At 71.1% G+C, this 20,875-nt stretch carries 21 protein-coding genes; 14 read left to right on the forward strand and 7 right to left on the reverse strand.

Annotation, left to right across the window (positions count from 1 at the left end; all coding sequences use genetic code 11):
- The first annotated feature begins 13 nt into the window (after positions 1 to 13).
- On the forward strand, positions 14 to 610 hold the full coding sequence (locus tag JHE00_RS28025; protein WP_200323789.1) for an FKBP-type peptidyl-prolyl cis-trans isomerase: 597 nt from the start codon (positions 14 to 16) through the stop codon (positions 608 to 610).
- A gap of 46 nt (positions 611 to 656) precedes the next feature.
- Here the strand turns inward: JHE00_RS28025 and JHE00_RS28030 are convergent, their stop codons facing one another.
- Positions 657 to 1,628 carry a quinone oxidoreductase family protein gene (locus tag JHE00_RS28030; protein ID WP_200323791.1) on the reverse strand — a complete coding sequence of 324 codons (972 nt, stop codon included), beginning with the start codon at positions 1,626 to 1,628 and terminating at the stop codon, positions 657 to 659.
- A gap of 166 nt (positions 1,629 to 1,794) precedes the next feature.
- On the opposite strand from JHE00_RS28030, the gene JHE00_RS28035 reads away from it, so the two are divergent.
- The 6 genes from JHE00_RS28035 to JHE00_RS28060 are packed head-to-tail and all read left to right on the forward strand — an operon-like array spanning position 1,795 to position 7,335.
- Positions 1,795 to 2,775 carry a DMT family transporter gene (locus tag JHE00_RS28035; RefSeq protein ID WP_200323793.1) on the forward strand — a complete coding sequence of 327 codons (981 nt, stop codon included), beginning with the start codon at positions 1,795 to 1,797 and terminating at the stop codon, positions 2,773 to 2,775.
- A gap of 38 nt (positions 2,776 to 2,813) precedes the next feature.
- Entirely contained in the window at positions 2,814 to 3,494 is a 681-nt protein-coding gene (locus JHE00_RS28040; protein ID WP_200323795.1) for a DUF3159 domain-containing protein, read from the forward strand.
- 46 nt (positions 3,495 to 3,540) lie between these two features.
- Positions 3,541 to 5,118: a phosphatase PAP2 family protein gene (locus JHE00_RS28045; protein ID WP_307832148.1), complete on the forward strand. Its 1,578-nt coding sequence runs from the start codon at positions 3,541 to 3,543 to the stop codon at positions 5,116 to 5,118.
- The gene (locus JHE00_RS28050) at positions 5,111 to 5,440 is read left to right on the forward strand and encodes a hypothetical protein (RefSeq protein WP_200323797.1); all 330 of its coding nucleotides are present in this window, start codon (positions 5,111 to 5,113) and stop codon (positions 5,438 to 5,440) included. The genes JHE00_RS28045 and JHE00_RS28050 overlap by 8 nt, the downstream gene beginning before the upstream one ends.
- A complete protein-coding gene (locus JHE00_RS28055) occupies positions 5,437 to 6,309 on the forward strand; it encodes an ATP-grasp domain-containing protein (protein ID WP_200323799.1) in 873 nt (290 codons plus the stop codon). Before JHE00_RS28050 ends, JHE00_RS28055 begins: the two co-directional genes overlap by 4 nt.
- Positions 6,310 to 6,369: 60 nt before the next feature.
- Entirely contained in the window at positions 6,370 to 7,335 is a 966-nt protein-coding gene (locus JHE00_RS28060; RefSeq protein ID WP_200323801.1) for a DUF6528 family protein, read from the forward strand.
- 66 nt (positions 7,336 to 7,401) lie between these two features.
- On the opposite strand, the gene JHE00_RS28065 is transcribed toward JHE00_RS28060, so the two are convergent.
- The 5 genes from JHE00_RS28065 to mptB form a co-directional block, all read right to left on the reverse strand.
- Positions 7,402 to 8,343 (reverse strand): acyl-CoA desaturase, encoded by a 942-nt coding sequence (locus tag JHE00_RS28065; RefSeq protein ID WP_200323804.1) that lies wholly within the window; start codon positions 8,341 to 8,343, stop codon positions 7,402 to 7,404.
- Positions 8,344 to 8,499: 156 nt separating this feature from the next.
- A complete protein-coding gene (locus JHE00_RS28070) occupies positions 8,500 to 9,483 on the reverse strand; it encodes a COX15/CtaA family protein (protein ID WP_200323806.1) in 984 nt (327 codons plus the stop codon).
- Between the two features lie 156 nt (positions 9,484 to 9,639).
- Complete coding sequence (locus JHE00_RS28075; protein WP_200324096.1) at positions 9,640 to 10,365, reverse strand: ABC transporter permease; 726 nt, start codon at positions 10,363 to 10,365, stop codon at positions 9,640 to 9,642.
- Positions 10,366 to 10,433: 68 nt separating this feature from the next.
- Positions 10,434 to 11,357 carry an ABC transporter ATP-binding protein gene (locus tag JHE00_RS28080; protein WP_200323808.1) on the reverse strand — a complete coding sequence of 308 codons (924 nt, stop codon included), beginning with the start codon at positions 11,355 to 11,357 and terminating at the stop codon, positions 10,434 to 10,436.
- Between the two features lie 24 nt (positions 11,358 to 11,381).
- Positions 11,382 to 13,034: a polyprenol phosphomannose-dependent alpha 1,6 mannosyltransferase MptB gene (gene mptB / locus JHE00_RS28085; protein ID WP_372440508.1), complete on the reverse strand. Its 1,653-nt coding sequence runs from the start codon at positions 13,032 to 13,034 to the stop codon at positions 11,382 to 11,384.
- Between the two features lie 101 nt (positions 13,035 to 13,135).
- Between mptB and JHE00_RS28090 the strand changes: the two genes are divergently transcribed.
- The 7 genes from JHE00_RS28090 to JHE00_RS28120 are packed head-to-tail and all read left to right on the forward strand — an operon-like array spanning position 13,136 to position 19,483.
- Entirely contained in the window at positions 13,136 to 13,888 is a 753-nt protein-coding gene (locus JHE00_RS28090) for a helix-turn-helix transcriptional regulator (RefSeq protein ID WP_200323810.1), read from the forward strand.
- Entirely contained in the window at positions 13,885 to 15,333 is a 1,449-nt protein-coding gene (gene sufB / locus JHE00_RS28095; RefSeq protein ID WP_200323812.1) for a Fe-S cluster assembly protein SufB, read from the forward strand. The genes JHE00_RS28090 and sufB overlap by 4 nt, the downstream gene beginning before the upstream one ends.
- 1 nt (position 15,334) lies before the next feature.
- Complete coding sequence (gene sufD, locus JHE00_RS28100) at positions 15,335 to 16,507, forward strand: Fe-S cluster assembly protein SufD (RefSeq protein ID WP_200323814.1); 1,173 nt, start codon at positions 15,335 to 15,337, stop codon at positions 16,505 to 16,507.
- Between the two features lie 34 nt (positions 16,508 to 16,541).
- Positions 16,542 to 17,312 (forward strand): Fe-S cluster assembly ATPase SufC, encoded by a 771-nt coding sequence (gene sufC, locus JHE00_RS28105; RefSeq protein WP_200323816.1) that lies wholly within the window; start codon positions 16,542 to 16,544, stop codon positions 17,310 to 17,312.
- Between the two features lie 40 nt (positions 17,313 to 17,352).
- A complete protein-coding gene (locus JHE00_RS28110) occupies positions 17,353 to 18,642 on the forward strand; it encodes a cysteine desulfurase (protein WP_200323818.1) in 1,290 nt (429 codons plus the stop codon).
- 2 nt (positions 18,643 to 18,644) lie between these two features.
- Complete coding sequence (sufU, locus tag JHE00_RS28115; RefSeq protein ID WP_200324100.1) at positions 18,645 to 19,091, forward strand: Fe-S cluster assembly sulfur transfer protein SufU; 447 nt, start codon at positions 18,645 to 18,647, stop codon at positions 19,089 to 19,091.
- Entirely contained in the window at positions 19,088 to 19,483 is a 396-nt protein-coding gene (locus tag JHE00_RS28120) for a metal-sulfur cluster assembly factor (protein ID WP_200323820.1), read from the forward strand. Before sufU ends, JHE00_RS28120 begins: the two co-directional genes overlap by 4 nt.
- Before the next feature lie 173 nt (positions 19,484 to 19,656).
- On the opposite strand, the gene JHE00_RS28125 is transcribed toward JHE00_RS28120, so the two are convergent.
- Positions 19,657 to 20,856: a sensor histidine kinase gene (locus tag JHE00_RS28125; RefSeq protein WP_200323822.1), complete on the reverse strand. Its 1,200-nt coding sequence runs from the start codon at positions 20,854 to 20,856 to the stop codon at positions 19,657 to 19,659.
- Between the last annotated feature and the right edge of the window lie 19 nt (positions 20,857 to 20,875).

Below are 20,875 nucleotides of genomic sequence, written 5' to 3' on the forward strand. Positions count from 1 at the left end.
TAGGGTGTCCATCATGCGCAATGCTGGCAAGATCATGATCGTGGCGGCCGTCGCCACGGCTCTCGCGGCGTGCTCGCCGTCCCGTGAGGAGCCGACCGACCTGCAGCCCGGCGAGCAGCCGACGCACTCGCCGGCCCCGGTGTCCGTGTCCGAGTCCGCCCCGGCGAACGACTCGCAGGCCTCCGGCCAGGCGGCCGCCGAGTGCACCGCCGAGGACATCACCGTCGACACCGCGGGCGAGCAGCCGCGCGTGGAGGTCCCGACGGACTGCGCCGCCCCGGCCGAGGTCGTCTCGCGCGACCTGCAGGAAGGCGCAGGCGAGGGTGCCGGGCCCGGCGACACCGTCGAGGTGAACCTCCAGGTCGTCGCGTGGTCCAACGGCCAGGTCGGCGAGAACACCTTCGCCCAGGGCCAGCCCGTGTCGGTCCAGCTCGGCGAGCAGCAGGACATCGAGGGCCTCAGCGAGGGTCTGACCGGCATCACGCAGGGCGCCAGCAAGCTCTTCGTGCTCCCGCCGGACCTCGGTTACGGCGCGCAGAGCGGCAACCCGCTGGCCGGCGAGAGCCTGGTCGTGGTCGCCGAGGCCGTCTCGGTCACCGCCGCCGGCTGAACCACCCCGTGAGGGCCGCCCCGTGCGAGGGGCGGCCCACTCCGGGTCAGGGCAGCAGCAGCACCTTGCCGGTGGTGCGGCGGCCTTGCAGGTCCTCGTGCGCCTGGCGGGCCTGCGCGAGCGGGTACCTCGCGCCGATCCGGATGTCGAGCGTGCCGTCGGCGACGGCGCCGAACACCTCGCCCGTCCGCCACTCCAGCTCGGCGCGCGTCACCACGTGGTCGTCGGTCTTCGGGCGCGTGAGGAACAGCGAGCCACCCGCGTTGAGGCGCTGCGGGTCGATCGCGGGCACCGGACCGCTCGCCGCACCGAACAACGCCAGCAGTCCCCGCCTGCGCAGGCTCGCGAGGCTGCCCTCGTAGGTCGACGCGCCGACGCCGTCGTAGACCACGGCGACACCCTCACCGTCGGTGAGCCGCCGGACCTCCTCAGCGAAGTCCCGCTCGGTGTAGCGGATCACCTCGTCGGCACCCGCCTCGCGCGCCAGCCGCTCCTTCTCCTCCGTCGACACCGTGCCGAGCACGCGTGCGCCCTTCGCTTTCGCGAGCTGCACGAGCAGCAGGCCCACCCCGCCCGCGGCCGCGTGCACCAGGATCGTGTCGCCCTCGCTCACCGCGTAGGTCGAGTTCAGCAGGTAGTGCGCCGTGATGCCCTGGAGCACCGTCGCGGCGGCGACCTCGTCGCCAACGCCGTCGGGCACCGGCACCGCGATGTCGGCTGGCACGAGCGCCTGCTGCGCGTAGCCGCCGGGGTGCCCCTGCCAGGCGACGCGGTCGCCCACCGCGACCTCGCCGACCTCGGAGCCCACCGCCGACACCGTGCCCGCGCCCTCGAGGCCGGGCGTGTACGGCAGCGCCATCGGATAGATCCCGGCGCGCTGGTAGGTGTCGATGTAGTTCACCCCGGCCGCGGCGACGTCGACCAGAACCTCCCGAGGCCCGGGCGGCCCCACCTCGACCTCGGTGGGCTCCAGCACCTCTGGACCTCCGGTCTGCCGAATCCGAATCGCCGTGGGCATGCCAATCTCCGTTCTCGGTTCGCTCGCGTCTTCCCGCTCGAAGGATCGTCCCTTCCTGGTCGGCGCCGTGCACGGGGGCGGCGGTACGCTTCGGGAACCGGCTGAACCGGGGACCGCCGTCGGCTCGGCCGGAATCCTTTCCCGGCCCGAAACGCTGGTACTAGACGTGTTGGTGCCTGTCTTCCTCGGCTTCACCGCGGCGTTCCTCTTCGCCGCGTCGGCCGCGCTGCAACGCCGCGCCGTGCTGCGAGCCGCGGACAGCGACACCGAGCACCGCGCCGCCCGCCACCAGATTCCCGTCGTGTGGCTCGTGCGCAGGCTGCTCACTCAGCGGGTCTGGCTGATCGGCTGGGCCACCAACCTCCTCGGTTTCGTCACCCAGGCCGCCGCGCTGCACCTCGGCTCCATCGCGCTCGTCCAGCCACTGCTGGTGACGCAGCTGCTGTTCGCGCTGCCGATGGCCTCGGCCACGATCCGGCGCTGGCCCACGCTGCGTGACTGGCTCGCCGCTCTCGCCGTCACCGGGGGCGTCGCGCTGATCCTCACCGTCGAGGGCGCCGCGCCGCTGGCCGGCTCCGCCGACCGCGACCGGCTGTTCGTCGCCGTGCTCGTCGCCGCGGCCACCGTGGTGACCCTGGTGCAGCTCGCCCAGCGGGGCGGCCCGCTGCTCTACGGCGCGCTTATCGCCGCCTCGGCCGGGATCTGTTACGCGATCAGCGCGGCGATGATGAAGCTGACGGCCGACTCCCTGCTCGACGGCGGAGTGCTCGCCACCGCGCTCGACTGGCCGGGTTACGTGCTCGCCGTGTCGACCCTGTGCGGGCTGCTGCTGGGGCAGCAGGCGTATGGCTCGGGGTCGCTGTCGGCGGCCATCGCCGTGATGTCCATCGTCAACCCGGCGGCGAGCTACACGCTCGGTCTGCTGGCCTTCCACGCCTCCCCATCCACCCAGCCCGCGGCACTCGCGGCGTCCGCCGCGGCGGCATCGTTGCTGATCATCGGCGTGGTGGGGCTCGCGCACTCACCGACCGTTCAGCAGGAGACGTCGCGCACTACGGCGCGCGGGATCTACCCCGATCGGGGTAAAGTCGCTAAATCGGCCGCCGCTCGGGCCACCCATTCCGGGTCAGACACCTGCCCCCAGTAGTCGCGGCCGGGTAAGCCAGGCAAATGGAGGCCTGACCCGTGCACCATCGATCGTCGTCTCCCCAACGACATCACCTCATAGTTGAAGTTCCCCATCTACGCAGCACCGTCGTCAGGGCGCTCGTCATCGCGCTCGAGACGGCGATCATCCCCACCGTGCTGCTCATGCTCCTGCTGCACTACGTCGGCCTCGTGGCCGCACTCTCCGCGGTGCTCGGCTGGTGTGCCGTCGTGCTCGCCACCCGCCGCGCGCTCGGCAAGGAGCTTCCCCGCACCCTGCTGCTCTGTACCGGCATGCTCGCGAGCAAAGCGGCGTTCGCGCTCGTCACGTCGAGTGCCGTGGTCTACGTCATCCAGCCCGCGGTGGGCTCGGTGCTGATGTTTTTGCTCTTCGTGGGCAGCGCGGCGCTGGGTAAACCCATCACGGCGCGGCTGGCGAAGGACTTCGTGCACCTGCCTGCCGAGCTGTTCGCCAACAAGGCCGTGCGCCGCGTGTTCGTCAACGTCGCCCTGCTGTGGGGCGCGTCGCGGCTCATCGACGCCGCGATGACCGTCGGTTTCCTGCACTGGAGCGTCGAGGCGGGACTGTTCTCGCGCGGCGTGCTGAGCGGGTTGCTCACGGCGCTGACCATCGCGGTCTGTGCCGGGCACGGTTGGCGCGCGCTGCAACGACTTCCGGGCGTCACGCTGCGCTGGGCGGCCAGACCCGCCGCGGTCTGAAATGTCGTGATCCGCACAGCCACGCCCCGGCGTGGTATACGGAGTTGTGCTCACTACCGGTGCGCGCGGGACAGGACTGACCGACGGTAGTTCCGTCGGTACGGTCCGGCGAGCACGGTGGTGGCTGGAGCTGCTGTTCGGCCTCGGGCTGTTCGGCGTCTACCTGATCATCAAGTTCCTGCCGCTACCGGCCAACTTCGCCCGCGCACTGGCGAACGGCGAGGCGATCCTGGCGCTGGAACGGTTGCTGGGACTGGACTTCGAGCTGCCTGCGAACCGGTGGCTGGCCGAGCAGGGCTGGCTGATGGTCGTGGCGAACTACGAGTACGCCTTCACCTACATCGTCACGACGCTCGTGCTGCTCGTCTGGGTCTTCGCGCGGCGGCCCGAACACTATTCGTGGGTCCGCAACTCCTTCCTGTTGCTGAACCTGGTGGCACTCGCCGTGTTCTGGCTCTATCCCGTGGCTCCGCCGCGGATGCTGCCCGACGCCGGGTTCGTCGACACGGTCCGCGTCGGGCAGACGTGGGGCTCGTGGGGCTCGCCGATGGTGGACAACGCCAACCAGCTGGCCGCGATGCCGTCGCTGCACATCGCCTGGGCACTGTGGGTGTCGGTGGTGCTCGCGCGCATCTCCGGCGGACTGCTGGTGCAGGTGGTCAGTGCCGTGCACGTGCTGGTGACGTTCGTGGTGATCGTGGCGACCGGCAACCACTACTGGCTCGACGCCGTCGGCGGAGTGCTCGTGGTGTGGGTGGGCATCGCCCTCACCAGCGGCGGCAGACGCCGGTGCGATCGCCTGACTCCGGACGAGGCTCGCCTGCTCGCCGCGAGTGCGCGGCCGACGGGAGCCCTGGTGCTGCTCGACACCTCCGGCGGCCGGGTGCCCTCGCCCGAGCAGGCGCGGTCCGTGCTCGCCGCCCGGCTGCCGGTGTGGCCCCGGCTGCGGCAGCGGCCACCCCGGCGGGCCCGCCCACCGCACTGGGCCGAGCACGCCCACCTGAACTGGGCGTGGCACGTGCGCAGCTTCGACGTGTCGCGGCCCGACGGCACACCGGGCGGGATGCCCGCGCTGCACCGGCTGGTCGCCGCGCTGGCCGCCGAACCGTTGCCGCGCGACCGGCCGCTGTGGCGGCTGGCCGTGGTGACCGGCATCGGCGACGACGTCGCCGCCGTGGTGCTGCTCGCGCATCCCGTGCTGGCCGGTGAGTCGGTCGTGGCGCTGGCCACCGACGTGCTGGGCGGCCCGTCGCTGTGGGCGGGCGGGGCGAGCGAGCCTGCGCACTGGACGGGCGTTCCCGGCGGGTTCGCGACGGTGCGGCTCGACCAGCGCGAGGTCCCGACGGAGGGACTGCCCGGCGGGCTCGCCGACGCGCTGGCGGGTGAGTCCGTGCCGGTCACGGTGAGCTCCGGCGGGGAGGCGGCCTCGCTCGTGCTCGGACTTCCCGTGGCCGCGGTGGTCGCGATCCCGGCGCTGCCGGCGGACGCGCCCGCGGCCGTCGCCGTGCTCGAGTACGGCGACGAGGTCAGCATCGGCGTGCTGGCCGCCGGTGACGTCGGCCGCTTCGCGCGCGCGGTGGACGCCGCACTCGATCAGCTCCGCCTAGACTCGCGGCGTGGCTGACACCGAGAGCACCGAACAGACCGAGGCGCCCGCCGCCCCCACCTCCCGCCAGCTGGCCGCCGCCCGCGCGTTCGTCGCGCAGCACGGCAAGCCGTCGAAGGGCGTCGTGGAGCGCATCGGCAGGGCCGGGGCCAGGGTCGTGCTCGTCGGTGCCGACGGCGCGCTCGGCGACGTGGTGGTGCCGAGTCCCGAGACCGGCGAGGCACTGGTGGAGGCCGTCGAGGACCTCGAATCCGCCACGTGGGACTCCGCGACGGTCAACGCCACGGCGATCGGTGCCGAGCACCGGCGCCGCATGGCAGGCCCCCGCGCCCGGCGGTGAGCCGCACCGCGATCCTCGTCGGCTGCGCGCGACTGCCCGAGGGCGATGGTGACGAGGCGGGTGCCCAGCTGGCGCTGGCCGACGTCGGCGTCGGCACCCGCTGGGCCGTCTGGGACGACCCCGGCGAGGACTTCACCGACGCCGACCTGGTGATCCTGCGGGCCACCTGGGACTACTCCGCGCGCCGCGACGCCTTCCTCGACTGGTGTGCCTCGGTCGCCGCGCTGCGCAACGCCGCCGACGTGGTGCGCTGGAACACCGACAAGGCCTACCTGCTCGACCTCGCCGGCGCGGGAATTCCCATCGTGCCCACGCAGCTGCTCGGTCCCGGCGACGCTCCGGACTGGCCGGACGGCGACGTCGTGGTGAAGCCCTCGGTCGGCGCGGGCTCGCGCGGCGCCGCGCGCTTCGGAACCGCGCAGCGGGCCGAGGCGACGGCGCATCTGAGCTCACTGCGCGAGGCGGGTCACTCCGTGCTGCTGCAGCCCTACCAGCACGACGTCGACCGCGAGGGCGAGACTGCGCTGGTGTTCTTCGGCGGCGGGTACTCGCACGCCTTCACCAAGGGCGCGATGCTCACCGGCGCGCAGTACGACGAGTCCGGTCTGTTCGTCACCGAGAAACTCGGTCTCGCCGAACCCGAGGCCGCGTACCGCGCGCTGGCCGAGGACGTGCTCGACGCGACTGCCGCGCGCTTCGGCATCGGGCGCTCCGAGCTGCTGTACGCGCGCGTCGACGTGGTGCGCACCGACGGCGGCACTCCCGCGATCCTGGAGCTCGAACTGGCCGAGCCGAGCCTCGGGTTCCGGCAGGCCGGCCCCGGTTCCGCCGCGCGGTTCGCGTCCGCGGTGCGTCGCGAACTCGGCTGATCGCCAGATTTTCAGCCTGGCGTCACCACGACGACAGGTGTTCGCGATTGGCTTTCGGGTATGCGACGACTCTGGAAAGCGTCCCTCGTACCGGTGCTCGCGGCCCTCGCCGTGGCCGCGCCACTGCCCGCCGCATCGGCTGCGCCTGAGCACGGGCGCCCGAGCGGCTCGATCGTGCTCACCGAGCAGGCGTCCAAGCGGATCCTGGTGCTGCCCGCCGACCAGGACGCCTGGACCGCACGCGAGTTCAGCTGGTCCTGGGCGCCCGGCGACGACAACGGCCTCGGCGACCTCGCCGACGCGTGGACCAATCCCGACGAGGCCAAGCTCTCCGAACGCGACGGACGGCGTTATCTGCTGACCACCGCCTCCGGCGGGTTCGCCGCCGTGGTGCCCTATCCGCAGGGCACCGGCGCGTACTGGGCGGCCGACGTCGACGGCGCGAACAACCCGCACAGCATCGAGCTGCTGCCCGACGGCAACGTGGCGGTGGCCGCCAGCACGGGCGGCTGGCTGCGCGTCTACACGGCCTCACAGGGCTCGCGTTCCACGCACTACGCCGAGTACCCGCTCGAGGGCGGGCACGGCGCAGTGTGGGACGAGCGGCGCGGCGTGCTCTGGGCGCTCGGCACCCACGACCTCGTGGCCCTGCGCGTCGGCGGCACTCCGGCCGAACCGGAGCTCACGGCGGAGCGCGTGGTGCCGCTGCCCAGCACGGGCGGGCACGACCTGCAGCCCGTTCCGGGTCGCCCGCACCAGCTGTGGGTGACCACCGAGTCCGAGGTGCTGCTCTTCGACAAGGCGCGGGGCACGTTCTCGCGGAACTATCCCGGCGCGGGCGCGATCAGCCGCGAGCACGTGAAGAGCGTGACCACCCATCCCAGGACCGGCCAGGTGCTCACCGTCGCCCCGCAGGAGGACCACCTGTGCACGTGGTGCGGCGACACGGTGCGGCTCGACCGGCCGCACGACGAGCTCACGCTGCGCGGCGCGTGGATCTACAAGGCCCGCTGGTGGCACGACTGAGCCGAGGCGGACGACGAACGGCCCGGCCCCCGAGTGGGGACCGGGCCGTTCGTCGTCGCGAGCGGGTCAGGTGGCCACGCGCTTGGCGGCCAGCCGCTCGGGCTTGGGCCAGCGGACGTTCGTGGCCCAGCCGAACTTCTCGAAGATCCAGATGAGGCGGGCGGAGACGTCGAGCTGCCCGCGCAGCACACCGTGACGCGCGCAGGTCGGGTCGGCGTGGTGGGAGTTGTGCCACGACTCGCCCATCGACAGGATCGCCAGCGGCCAGAAGTTGGCGGCCCGGTCCCTGCTCATGAAGGGACGCTCGCCGAACATGTGGCAGATCGAGTTCACCGACCACGTCACGTGGTGCAGGAACGCGATGCGCACGAGTCCGGCCCAGAAGAACGCGGTGACCGCGCCCCACCACGACCACGTGAGCAGACCGCCCAGCATGGCGGGCAGCGCGAGGCTCAGGGTGATCCACAGCCAGAAGTAGCGGTTGACGACGCGCAGGTCGTTGTCGGCGAGCAGATCGGGCGCGAAGCGCTCGTAGTTGGTGACCTCGCGCTTGAACATCCAGCCCATGTGCGCGTGCCAGAAACCCTTGGCCAGCGCGGTGGGCGAGGCGCCGAACAGCCACGGCGAGTGCGGGTCGCCCTCGCGGTCGGCGAACGCGTGGTGCCTGCGGTGGCTGGCGACCCAGAAGATCACCGAGCCCTGCACGGCCATGCTGCCCGCGATGGCGAGCGCGACGCGCAGCGGGCGGTTGGTCTTGAACGCGCCGTGCGTGAAGTAGCGGTGGTAGCCGACGGTGACACCCAGCGTCGCGACCGTGTAGAAGACGGCCGCGAGGCCCAGATCGACCCAGCTCAGTCCCCAGCCCCACGCGAACGGGACCGCGGTGACCAGCGCGAGGAACGGAATCAGCAGGAACGCCTTGAGGACGATCATCTGGCCGGTCGTGCGCTCCTCGCCGATGATCGGCTTCGGCGCTGTGTTACTTCCGGACACGCTTGCGGTGCTCATGGTTCGGTGCGACCTCGCATCGGGGAGGGGAGTAGGTGGTGGAGTGCGCAGTCGATCATTCGGACAAATCTCCGGTCACGCTAGAGGGTAACGGCGTGCTTCAACAGCCGTCCGGCACTGGGATGACGGCAGTGTGACGGATGCCGGACGGTGACGTCAGCGGGATCCCGCCGCGCCCGTGGGCGCTGCGTCGGCGGGGACGGGCTTGAGGCTGGTGACGGGGCCACGATCGCGGGCGGCGCACCAGAGCGCCGCGGTGGCCACGATCACGGCGGCCGATCCCAGAACGTGGAGCGAGACGAGGTTCTCCGGCACGCCCAGCGCGTACTGGATGCTGCCGAGGGCGCCCTGCGCGAGGGCCACGACCCAGACAGCGGTGTAGCGGCGCCACAGTCGCTTCGACGCGCCGGTGCGCAGCCACTGCAGGCCGAGCACGGCCAGCACGATCAGATAGACCACCAGGAAGGCGCCGTGGACGAACGTGAGCGTCTCGATGGGCGCCTGCAGGCGCGGGGTGTCGGGGTCGCCGCCGTGCGGGCCAGCGCCGGTGACGGTGGTGCCCGCGGCGAGCAGCCCGGCCATGGCGACGACGAGCGTCACGATCAGGGTCTTGCCGCTCTCGGCCACCCGCCAGCGGGGCGGCTCGTCGCCCTCGTTGAACGCGTGCAACAGCAGCGTGGCGAGCCACACCAGCATGGCCGAGACGAGGAAGTGGACGGCCACGGTCCACCAGAGCAGACCGGCGAGCACGGTCATCCCGCCGATCACGGCCTGGGCCACGACGCCACCCGGCATCGTCCAGGCGAGCTTGACGAGGCGCTTGCGCTCGGGGTGGGCGATCTGGATCCGCCAGGCCGCGAGCACGCACAGCGCCGCCACGATGCCGACCACGCCGGTGAGCAGGCGGTTGCCGAACTCGATCCACTGCGTGAGCGTCTCGTACTCGGGGTGCTCGACGGGGAACATGCTGCCCTCGAAGCACTGGGGCCAGGTGGGGCAACCGAGGCCGGAGCCGGTGACCCGCACGATGGACCCGGTGACACCGATGCCGCCCTGCGTGATGATGGCGGCGATCGCGAGTGCCCGCTGCACCGCACGAGACGGGTACGGCAGCCGGGCGACGAGCGAAGTCAGTTGCACGACACTAGATAGTAGAGCGGCGCGCGGCGCCGCCTTCCGGGTGGGGCGGGCAGAGTCGGCCAGGTAACAGGCGGCGTGCGTCTCCGTCTGGGTGGCGGCGGGGAAGTGGCTGGCCAGTAGAAGTATTGGGGAGAAGATCCCCTTCTGGGCGGGTCCTTACGTGAGCTTCGTCGTACGGGTCGCGAGAGCGCCAGCCGCGACGGCCCACACCGCCAGCGTCGCGACCGGACCCCAGGCGAACGTGCCCTCCACGAGCGCTTCGCGCAGTCCTTCCGCGAGCGCACCCGAGGGCAGCAGCGCCACCACGTCACCGAGCGCGCCGGGCAGCGACGACGGCGCCATCAGGATCCCGCCCGCGAGCAGCAGCACGAACCACACGATGTTGGCCAGCGCCAGCACGGCCTCGGCCCGCAGCGCCCCGCCCAGCAGCACGCCGAGTGCGCCGAAGGCCAGCGTGCCCAGCACCAGCAGCACGACGGCGAACCCGAGGCCCGCGCCCGAGGGCGACCAGCCGAGCAGCGCCGCGACGACACCGATCACCACGGCCTGCAACGCGACGACGACCAGCGCGGCCACGAGCCTTCCCGCCACGAGCAGCCACCGGGGCAGCGCGGTCGCCGAGAGGCGCTTGAGCACGCCGTAGCGGCGGTCGAAGCCGAGCGCGATGGCCTGGCCGGTGAACGCCGACGACATCACGGCCAGCGCCAGGATCCTCGGCGTGACCCAGTCGACGCGCTCGAGCGAGCCGATCTCGCCGGTCGGCAGGAAGTCCAGCAGGCTCAGCCCCACCAGCAGCGCCAGCGGGATGAGCAGGGTGAGCAGGATCTGCTCGCCGTGGCGCAGGGTGAGGCTCGTCTCGACCCGCGCGTGCGTCAGCAGCATCCGCCCGTAGCGGCCCGCGCCGGGGGCCGGGGTGAACGTGCCGGGCTCGAACCGGGCGCCTGTCGCCGTCACGTCCGCAGCTCCCGTCCGGTCAGCTCGAGGAAGACCTCTTCCAGGTCGCGCTTGCCGACGTGCAGCTCCTCGGCGAGCACTCCCTGCTGGGCGCACCACGCGGTGACGGTCGACACCACCTGCGGGCTGACCAGCCCGGCCACGCGGTAGCCGCCGGGCGACGACTCGCGCACGAGGTAGCCCTCGGGCAGCGCGGCGGTGAGCAGGTCGGTGTTGAGTCCGGGCCGCGCCTTGAACCGCAGCTGGGCGTCCTCGGCGTGCTCGGCGGTGAGCGCGCTCGGCGATCCCTGTGCGATGACGTTGCCGTCGTCGACGATCACCACCTCGTCGGCCAGCGTCTCGGCCTCCTCCATGAGGTGGGTGGTGAGCAGCACGCTCACGCCGTCGCCGCGCAACGCGGTGAGCAGATCCCAGACCAAGCGCCGCGCCTGCGGGTCCATGCCCGCGGTGGGTTCGTCGAGGAACACCAGCTCGGGGCGGCCGACGAGCGCGCACGCGAGCGAGAGCCGCTGCTGCTGGCCGCCGGAGAGCCGCTTGTACGGGGTGCGCTTGGCTGAGGCGAGTCCGAGGGTGTCGAGCAGCCACGCGGGGTCGAGCGGGGAGGCCGCGCACGCGGCGACGAGCCGGAGCATCTCCTCGGCCCGCACGCCCGGGTAGGCGCCGCCGCCCTGCGGCATCACGCCGATGCGAGGACGCAGCGCGGAACCGTCCCTCGCGGGGTCCAGACCGAGCACGCGCACGGTGCCGGCGTCGGGCCGCAGAAAGCCTTCGCAGATCTCGACGGTGGTGGTCTTGCCCGCTCCGTTGGGGCCCAGCAGGGCGAGCAGGCTGGCCCTCGGCATCTTCAGATCGAGTCCGTCAACCGCCGTGACCGCCCCGAAGCGCTTCACCAGCCCGGTGATCTCGACGGCTGCACTCACAGCTGTCAAGGGTACGGCGTGACCTCAGGCCACCTCGTGCCGCGTCTGTCCGAGCCTGGGCGAGAACAGCATGGGAGCGGCGCGCCAGACGATCACCAGCGTCAGCAGGAGCACGATCCCGCCCGCGATGTAGGCCTGGGACACGATGTAGGAGCGCCCGTCGAAAGTGCTCCCGGTGGGCGGGATGACCATCGCCAGCACGGCGCTCACCGCGGTGGCGACCGCGCGGAAGCGCGAGGTCCCCGCCGAGGCGGCGAGCGGGATCACGGCCCACAGCAGCCACCACGGCTGCATCGCGACGTGCAGCACCATGAACGCGCCGAGCGAGACGCCGAGGCCGATGATCGGCCGGTACCGCCAGCGGAAGCTGTCCCACAGGAACTTGACGGTGATCGCGCCCGCCACCGCGTAGCCGAGGATGCCCAGGATCGCGATCACGCCCGCGGTGTGGTTCCCGAGCCCGAGTGTGATGCCGAGGATGCCGCCGAGCTGGCCGAGCTCGGCCAGCGGCGAGATCCAGTTCCACACCATGCCGGGGGTGCCCAGCGCGCTGACCCAGCCGAAGCCGAGGCCGGTGCCGAAGCAGATCCCGGCGGTGACGGCCACGCACACGAGCGTCATCAGCGCGGCCGCCTTCACCAGGTCCATGAGCTTGCCGTGCCAGCGTCTGGCGATCATCACCCCGAAGAAGCCGAGCGCGACGACCGCGTGGATCTTCACCATGGCGGCCCCGGTGATCACCACGGCGCCGAGCACGATCCACATCAGCTCGCCCTTCGCGAGCGGTGGTGGACTGTCCCCGGACACGCGCATCGGCAGCTTGCGGATGCCGATCTCGAGGCCCGCGAGCATCAGTCCGATGCCGAGCGCCTCGTTGTGGGCGCCCGCGACGAGGTGGAACAGCACGAGCGGGTTGGCGGCGCCGAGCCACAGCGCGGTGGTGGGCTGCACGCCGAAGCGGCGGGCGAGCCGGGGCAGCGACCACACGATGAGCGCGAGGCCGACCAGCGCCAGTCCGCGCATCAGGAGCACCCCGACGGCGACCTGCGTGCCGACGAGGCCGGAGATCCAGCTGCCGACGTCGAGGAAGAGCGGACCGTAGGGAGCGGGCGTCTCGCGCCACATGTTGGACACGCCCGCCGTGAGCGGGTCGGCCACGCCGAGCGCCTGGGCCGGGCCGAGCGCGTAGGGGTCCATGCCGCGGTGCACGATCGCGCTCTGCGCGAGGTAGCTGTAGACGTCGCGGGAGAACAGCGGCGGGATGACCAGCAGCGGGATCGTCCACATCGCGAGCGTGCGGTAGAGCTGGCCAGGGCTGGCGAGCCGCGTCCGGCCCGGCCTCGAGAACCGGCCGAGCAGCAGCCAGCCGGCGACCATCATGCCCATGCCGGCGAAGGCGATCGCCAGCGACACCGTGGGGATGCGGGCGAAGAGCCGCAGCACCGGGATGTCGAACACCGGGTTGAGAATCGGTGCCGCACCCGCGCCGAGCGATCCGAACGCCAGGAAGAGCGCGCCCACGATCCCGAGCCAGCGCACGACGCGCAGCCCTCGGGACTCCTCGGCGTTCAGCGGTTCCGGGTCGCCGGGGTGCACGGGGGAGAGGGTGGGCGCCTCGACGGCTCCGGCGACCGCGAGATCACCGTCCGTCTGCTGTTGCGTTCCGCCTTTACCCAGAGCCACGGTCGAGAGCGTATCGAGTGGTTGTCCACGTGAGTCCGGTCACTCGGATTTCGAGGGTCTTTGCCGTCCGCGAGGAAATACGACACACTTATGTTGTGAAAAAGCAGGAGACCTTCGACCAGCACGGTGGCGGCCAGCCATCGGCTGTCGGCGGTGTGCCTGCTCAGGTGACGGCCGAGGGCCGGACCCGCGACGAGGTCGCCCGGCTGCTGCTCGAGCAGGGCCCGATGACAGCCGTGGCGGTGGCCGAGCAGCTCGGCATCAGCCCGACGGCGGTGCGTCGTCATCTCGACGTGCTGCTGGCCGACTCCGAGGCCGAGACCCGGGAAGCCTCCCGGCGAGGGCCGAGGGGCCGGGGCCGCCCCGCCAAGCTCTTCCTGCTCACCGAGCAGGGCAGGGCGAGGTTCGGGCACGCCTACGACGACCTGGCGGTCGCCGCCGTCCGCTTCCTCGCGGAACACGCGGGAGAGGACGCGGTGCGCGCGTTCGCCGAGCGCCGCGTGGCGGCACTCGTCGAGCCGTACCAGGACTCGGTCACCGGCGAGGGCGCGCCGGCGTCCAGGGCGGAGGCCCTGGCAACGGCGTTGACCAGGGAGGGTTACGCTGCGTCGACCCGGCAGGTCGGCGCGGGTGAACAGCTCTGCCAGCACCACTGCCCCGTCGCTCACGTCGCAGCCGAGTTCCCGCAACTGTGCGAGGCCGAGACGGAAGCATTCGCCAAGCTGCTCGGTACACACGTGCAGCGACTGGCGACGATCGCACGCGGCGACGCCGCGTGTACCACGCACGTGCCCGCCGACAAGCCGGGTGACGAAGCACGATCTCCGAATGGAGGGACCACCGCATGACTGCCGCTGCCGAGCAGCGCAATCCCACCACCACGCCACTCAGCCAGGAAGAGACCATCGACTCTCTTGGCAAGTACGCGTTCGGCTGGTCGGACCCGGACACCGCGGGCGCGAGCGCCCGACGTGGGCTCAACGAGGAGGTCGTCACTGACATCTCCGAGAAGAAGTCCGAGCCGGAGTGGATGCGCGAAGCACGACTGAAGGCCCTCAAGCTCTTCGAGCGCAAGCCCATGCCCAACTGGGGGGCCGACCTCTCGGGGATCGACTTCGACAACATCAAGTACTTCGTTCGGTCCACGGAGAAGCAGGCCACCAGCTGGGAAGAGCTGCCCGAGGACATCAAGAACACCTACGACAGGCTCGGCATCCCCGAGGCGGAGAAGCAGCGCCTCATCGCCGGTGTCGCCGCCCAGTACGAGTCCGAGGTGGTCTACCACCAGATCCGCGAGGACCTCGAGCAGCAGGGTGTGCAGTTCCTCGACACGGACACCGCGCTCAAGGAGCACCCGGAGCTGTTCAAGGAGTACTTCGGCTCGGTCATCCCGGCCGGTGACAACAAGTTCTCCGCGCTGAACACCGCCGTGTGGTCGGGTGGCTCGTTCATCTACGTGCCGCCGGGCGTGCACGTGGACATCCCGCTGCAGGCCTACTTCCGGATCAACACCGAGAACATGGGCCAGTTCGAGCGGACGCTGATCATCGTCGACGAGGGTGCCTACGTGCACTACGTCGAGGGCTGCACCGCGCCGATCTACCAGTCCGACTCGCTGCACTCCGCGGTCGTCGAGATCATCGTGAAGAAGGGCGGCCGCTGCCGCTACACGACGATCCAGAACTGGTCGAACAACGTCTACAACCTGGTCACCAAGCGCGCCAAGTGCGAAGAGGGCGCGACCATGGAGTGGATCGACGGCAACATCGGCTCCAAGGTGACGATGAAGTACCCGTCGGTGTTCCTCATGGGCGAGCACGCCAAGGGCGAGGTCCTCTCGGTCGCGTTCGCGGGCGAGGGCCAGCACCAGGACGCGGGCGCCAAGATGGAGCACCTCGCGCCGCACACGTCCTCGACCATCGTGTCGAAGTCGGTGGCGCGCGGCGGCGGCCGTACCTCGTACCGCGGCCTGGTCAAGGTCGCCAAGCGGGCGCACCACTCGCGCTCGAGCGTGGTCTGCGACGCGCTGCTGGTGGACACCATCTCGCGTTCGGACACCTACCCCTACGTCGACATCCGCAACGACGAGGTGTCGATGGGCCACGAGGCCACGGTGTCCAAGGTGAGCGAGGACCAGCTGTTCTACCTCATGTCGCGTGGTCTGTCCGAGGACGAGGCCATGGCGATGGTGGTGCGCGGCTTCGTCGAGCCGATCGCCCGCGAGCTCCCGATGGAGTACGCACTCGAGCTCAACCGCCTGATCGAACTGCAGATGGAAGGAGCCGTCGGCTGACATGACGGTGACGAACGACGCGGCGCGCACAGCAGAGGCTGCGGAGGCGACCATTCCGGCCGCCTCCCGCGCCGAGCGGTTCGCTTCCTACGACGTCGAGGCCTTCGAGGTCCCCGGCGGTCGTGAGGAGAACTGGCGGTTCACGCCGATGAAGCGGCTGCGGGGCCTGCACGACGGCTCCGCGGCCGCCTCCGGCGAGGTCAAGGTCGACGCCGACGCCGCACCCGAGGTGCGCGTGGAGAACGTCGCCCGCGACGACGAGCGCCTCGGCGAGGCCGGTGTCCCCAGCGACCGCATCGCGGCACAGGCGTACTCCGCCTTCGACTCCGCCACGCTGGTGACGGTGCCGAAGGACACGGTGGCGTCGGCGCCGTCGCTGATCCGGCTCACGGGGCCCGGCGAAGGCAAGACCGCCTACGGTCACGTCCAGGTGCGGGCCGAGGCCTTCGCCCAGGCGACGGTCGTGCTCGACCACGTCGGCTCGGGAACCTACGCCGACAACGTGGAGTTCGTGATCGGCGACGGTGCGCAGCTCACGGTGCTGAGCGTGCAGGACTGGGCCGACGACGCGGTGCACGTGTCCGAGCAGCACCTGCGGCTCGGTCGCGACGCGCGGCTCAAGCACGTGGTCGTGACGCTCGGCGGTGACCTGGTTCGCGTGAGCCCCACCGCCACCTTCGCGGGCCCCGGCGGCGACGTCGAGATGCTCGGCGTGCACTTCGCCGACGCCGGCCAGCACCAGGAGCACCGGCTCTTCGTCGACCACGCGGTGCCGCACTGCAAGTCGAACGTGCTCTACAAAGGCGCGTTGCAGGGCGACGGCGCGCACTCGGTCTGGATCGGCGACGTGCTGATCCGCGCGGCCGCGGAGGCCACCGAGACGTTCGAGCTCAACCGCAACCTGGTGCTCACCGAGGGCGCGCGGGCCGACTCCGTGCCGAACCTCGAGATCGAGACCGGCGAGATCACGGGCGCGGGTCACGCGAGCGCGACGGGAAGGTTCGACGACGAGCAGTTGTTCTACCTGCAGTCGCGCGGAATCGCCGAGGAGCAGGCGCGCAGGCTGGTCGTGCGCGGGTTCTTCCACGAGATCCTGATGAAGATCGACGTGCCCGAGGTGCGCGAGCGCCTCGAAGCCGCGATCGAGGCCGAGCTGCAGGCCGTCGGCGCCTGACCCACACCCGAACTGACGAGAGAAAACGAGAAGCATGAGCTCACTGGAGATCAAGGATCTGCACGCCGAGGTCGTCACCGACGAGGGCAACAAGCAGATCCTCAAGGGCGTCAACCTGACGATCCGCTCGGGCGAGACCCACGCGATCATGGGCCCCAACGGGTCCGGCAAGTCCACGCTGTCCTACGCGATCGCCGGCCACCCCAAGTACGCGGTGACGTCCGGCGAGGTGCTGCTGGACGGCGAGAACGTGCTCGAGATGAGCGTCGACGAGAGGGCCCGTGCCGGTGTCTTCCTCGCGATGCAGTACCCGGTCGAGGTGCCCGGCGTCTCGATGTCGAACTTCCTCCGCTCGGCCGCCACCGCGGTGCGCGGCGAGGCCCCGAAGCTGCGGCACTGGGTCAAGGAGGTCAAGGAGGAGATGGGCAAGCTCGACATCTCCTCGGAGTTCGCCGAGCGCAGCGTGAACGAGGGCTTCTCCGGCGGTGAGAAGAAGCGCCACGAGATCCTGCAGCTGGCGCTGCTCAAGCCGAAGATCGCCGTGCTCGACGAGACCGACTCCGGCCTCGACGTCGACGCGCTGCGCGTGGTGTCCGACGCGGTGAACGAGTACAAGGCGAACAACGAGGTCGGCGTCATGCTGATCACGCACTACACCCGCATCCTCAAGCACATCCACCCGGACTTCGTGCACGTGTTCGCGGGTGGCCGCATCGTCGAGTCGGGCGGCAAGGAGCTCGCCGACGAGCTGGAGGAGAACGGCTACGTCAAGTACACCGACAAGGCCGAGCCCGCCAAGGTGTGACAGCAGCGTTCCCGACTGGCCCGAGAGAGGAGTTGGCGCGATGACCACCACCACGGCCAACACCACGCCTTTGGATGTCGCCGCCGTGCGCGCCGACTTCCCGATCCTGTCCCGCACCGTTCGTGACGGGAAACCGTTGGTGTACCTGGACTCCGGGGCCACGTCTCAGCGACCGGTGCAGGTGCTGGACGCGGAGCGGCGGTTCCTGGAGACCGCCAACGCCGCGGTGCACCGGGGCGCACACCAGCTCGCCGAGGAGGCGACCGACGCCTACGAGGACGCCCGCGCGAAGATCGCCGACTTCGTCGGTGCGACGCCGGGTGAGCTCGTGTTCACCAAGAACGCCACCGAGGGCATCAACCTCGTCGCCTACGCGATGGGCAACGCCGCGACCGATCCGGGAAGGGCTGTCGCGTCCTTTGCTGTCGGTCCCGGCGACGAGATCGTGATCACCGAGATGGAGCACCACGCCAACCTGGTGCCCTGGCAGCAGCTGTGCCAGCGCACCGGGGCGACGTTGCGCTGGTTCGGGGTGACCGAGGACGGCAGGCTGGACCTGTCGAACCTCGACGAGCTGATCACCGAGCGCACGAAGGTCGTCGCCTTCGCGCATCAGTCCAATGTGCTCGGTACGGTCAACCCGGTGGAACCCCTGGTGCGCAAGGCGCACGAGGTGGGCGCGCTGGTGTTGCTGGACGCCTGCCAGTCCGTGCCGCACTTCCCGGTGGACTTCACGGCGCTGGGCGTGGACTTCGCGGTGTTCTCCGGGCACAAGATGCTCGCGCCGTCGGGCATCGGTGTGCTCTACGGCCGCAGGGAGCTGCTCGAGGCCATGCCCCCGTTCCTCACGGGCGGCTCGATGATCGAGCTGGTGCGCATGGAGGGTTCCACGTTCGCGCCTCCGCCCCAGAAGTTCGAGGCGGGCGTGCCGATGACCTCGCAGGCGGTGGGGCTCGGCGCGGCGGTCGACTACCTGAACGCGATCGGCATGGACCGGGTCGCGGCCCACGAGCACCTGCTCGCCGAGCGGGCGCTCACGGGCCTCGCCGAGATCCCCGGCGTGCGGATCATCGGCCCGCCGGACACGGTGGACCGGGGCGCCACGGTGGCGTTCGTCGTCGACGGCGTGCACCCGCACGACGCGGGTCAGGTGCTGGACAGCCTGGGCATCGCGGTGCGAGTCGGTCACCACTGCGCGTGGCCGCTGCACCGTTCGTGCGGTGTCCCGGCGACGGTGCGTGCCACGTTCTACCTCTACAATGAACTGTCCGAAGTGGACGCGTTGGTGAACGGCGTCCGCGAGGCGCAGCGCTTCTTCGGGGTGGCGTGACGGTGAATCTCGAGAGCATGTACCAGGAGATCATCCTGGACCACTACAAGAACCCGCACGGCCGTGGCCTGCGGGACCCGTTCGACGCCGAGTCGTTCCAGGTCAACCCGACCTGCGGCGACGAGGTGACGCTGCGGGTGAAGGTGACCGACGGCAAGGTCTCCGACGTCTCCTACGAGGGACAGGGCTGCTCGATCAGCCAGGCCTCGACGTCGGTGCTCACCGACCTGGTCACCGGCCACACCGTCGACGAGGCGCTCACCACGATGGACGCCTTCGTCGAGCTGATGCAGGGACGCGGCAACATCGAGCCGGACGAGGACGTGCTGGAGGACGGCGTCGCCTTCGCCGGAGTCGCGAAGTACCCTGCGAGAGTCAAGTGCGCACTGCTCGGCTGGATGGCGTTCAAGGACGCACTGGCCCGGACGTCGAACGAGGTGGAAGCATGACCGAGACGCCCGAACACCGCGAGGGCAGGACCGCCGCGGATCTGCCGGAGCAGACCCCGCCGCCCTCGGCCGAGGTGGCCAAGATCGAGGACGTCGAGGAGGCCATGCGCGATGTGGTCGACCCCGAGCTCGGCATCAACGTCGTCGACCTCGGTCTCGTCTACGACATCCGCGTCGAGCCGGACAACACGGCCACGATCGACATGACGCTGACGTCGGCGGCCTGCCCGCTGACCGACGTGATCGAGGATCAGACCGCGTCGGTGCTCACCGGCAGCGGCACCCTGGTCAAGGACTTCCGGATCAACTGGGTCTGGATGCCGCCGTGGGGCCCGGAGAAGATCACCGAGGACGGCCGCGAGCAGCTGCGCGCCCTCGGCTTCACGGTCTGACCCAGCCCGCGAGTCCCCCACTCCAGTCCGCGAGTCCCCCACTCCAGCCCGCGAGTCCCCCGCTCCAGCCCGCGAGTTGCCCGTTCGGTACTCCCGAACGGGCAACTCGGCTGCCGGAGCGGGGGACTCGCGCGCTGTGGTGGGGGACTCGCGACTGCGGGCACGGCTCGCGGTTACGGGAGGCTGGGGGTCCGGTCCGGTTCCGTGACCGGGAGGTGGACCTTCAGGCGCCAGCCGGTGCCCTCCGGGCCCGCGCGCAGCGTGCCGCCCAGCAGGGCGACGCGCTCGCGCATGCCCGTCAGGCCGTGGCCCGTGTGTTCGGCCGAGCCCGTGTCGGAGGGGACGCCGTCGCCGTCGTCGGCGATCTCCAGCCGCACGTGACCGCCGTCGAGTTCGGCGGTGAGCCACACGTGCGCCGCCGACCCCGCGTGCTTGGCCACGTTGGTGAGTCCCTCCTGCACCAGCCGTAGCACCGCGAGCCCCCGCACCGTGTCGAGTCCGGCCAGCGCGGGATCCACCGTGGCGTCGACGTGCAACCCCACCTGACGCGCGCGGTCCACGACGGCGGCGACGGCGACGGGCAGCTCCGACGGGTCCACCAGGTCGCCGCCCGCGGTGTCGTGCGCCTCGGGGTCGCGCAGCACCGCCACGAGCCTGCGCAGGTCGGCGAGCGCGCTCGACCCGGTGTCGTGGACGTCGTCGAGCACCTGCCGCATCGGTTCGTCGCTGCCGTCGAGCAGGTGCCGTGCCACGCCCACCCGCAGCACGATCGACGCGACGTGGTGGGCGACGAGGTCGTGCAGCTCCCGCGCGATCGCCGTGCGCTCGGCCACGCGCACCACCCGCGCCTCGGACCGGCGCAGCCGCTCCTGTTCCGCGGCCCGCGCCTCGGCCTCCCTCGCGCGCGCGTTCGCGGCCCGGATGTAGATGCCCAGCAGGAGCGGCCCGCCAACCACGAGCGAGGCCTGGAACGCGACCTCCACGGGCGTACGGGTCGCGTGGGTGAGGCCGACGAGCACAGAGACGGCCGACAGCGCCGTCGCGCCCAGCGGCAGCGCCCAGCCGCTGCGGCGCATGGCCAGCTCGAACAGCGCGAAGCTCGCCAGCACCTTGAGCGGGATCATGTTGTCGGCGGCCAGGAACTCGCCCACCGCGAGCAGCCCGGTCTGCGCCAGAGCGCTGGCCAGCGGGAAGCGCGGGGAGAACCACGCGGCGGCGATGGCGCCGAGTAGCAGCGACCAGCCCACCGGGCCCGCCAGTTCGTCGGGCCGCGCGAGCACCACGAGATAGCCGGCGCTCACCGCGGCCAGCAGTCCCACTCGCACCGGCGTCGCGTTGCGGTCGAAGAACCTCGCGATCAGCGGGGCGAGCATGGGGGACCTCGTTCGTCGG

The sequence above is a fragment of the Prauserella cavernicola genome (assembly GCF_016595675.1).
Taxonomy (GTDB): Bacteria; Actinomycetota; Actinomycetes; order Mycobacteriales; family Pseudonocardiaceae; genus Prauserella_A; species Prauserella_A cavernicola.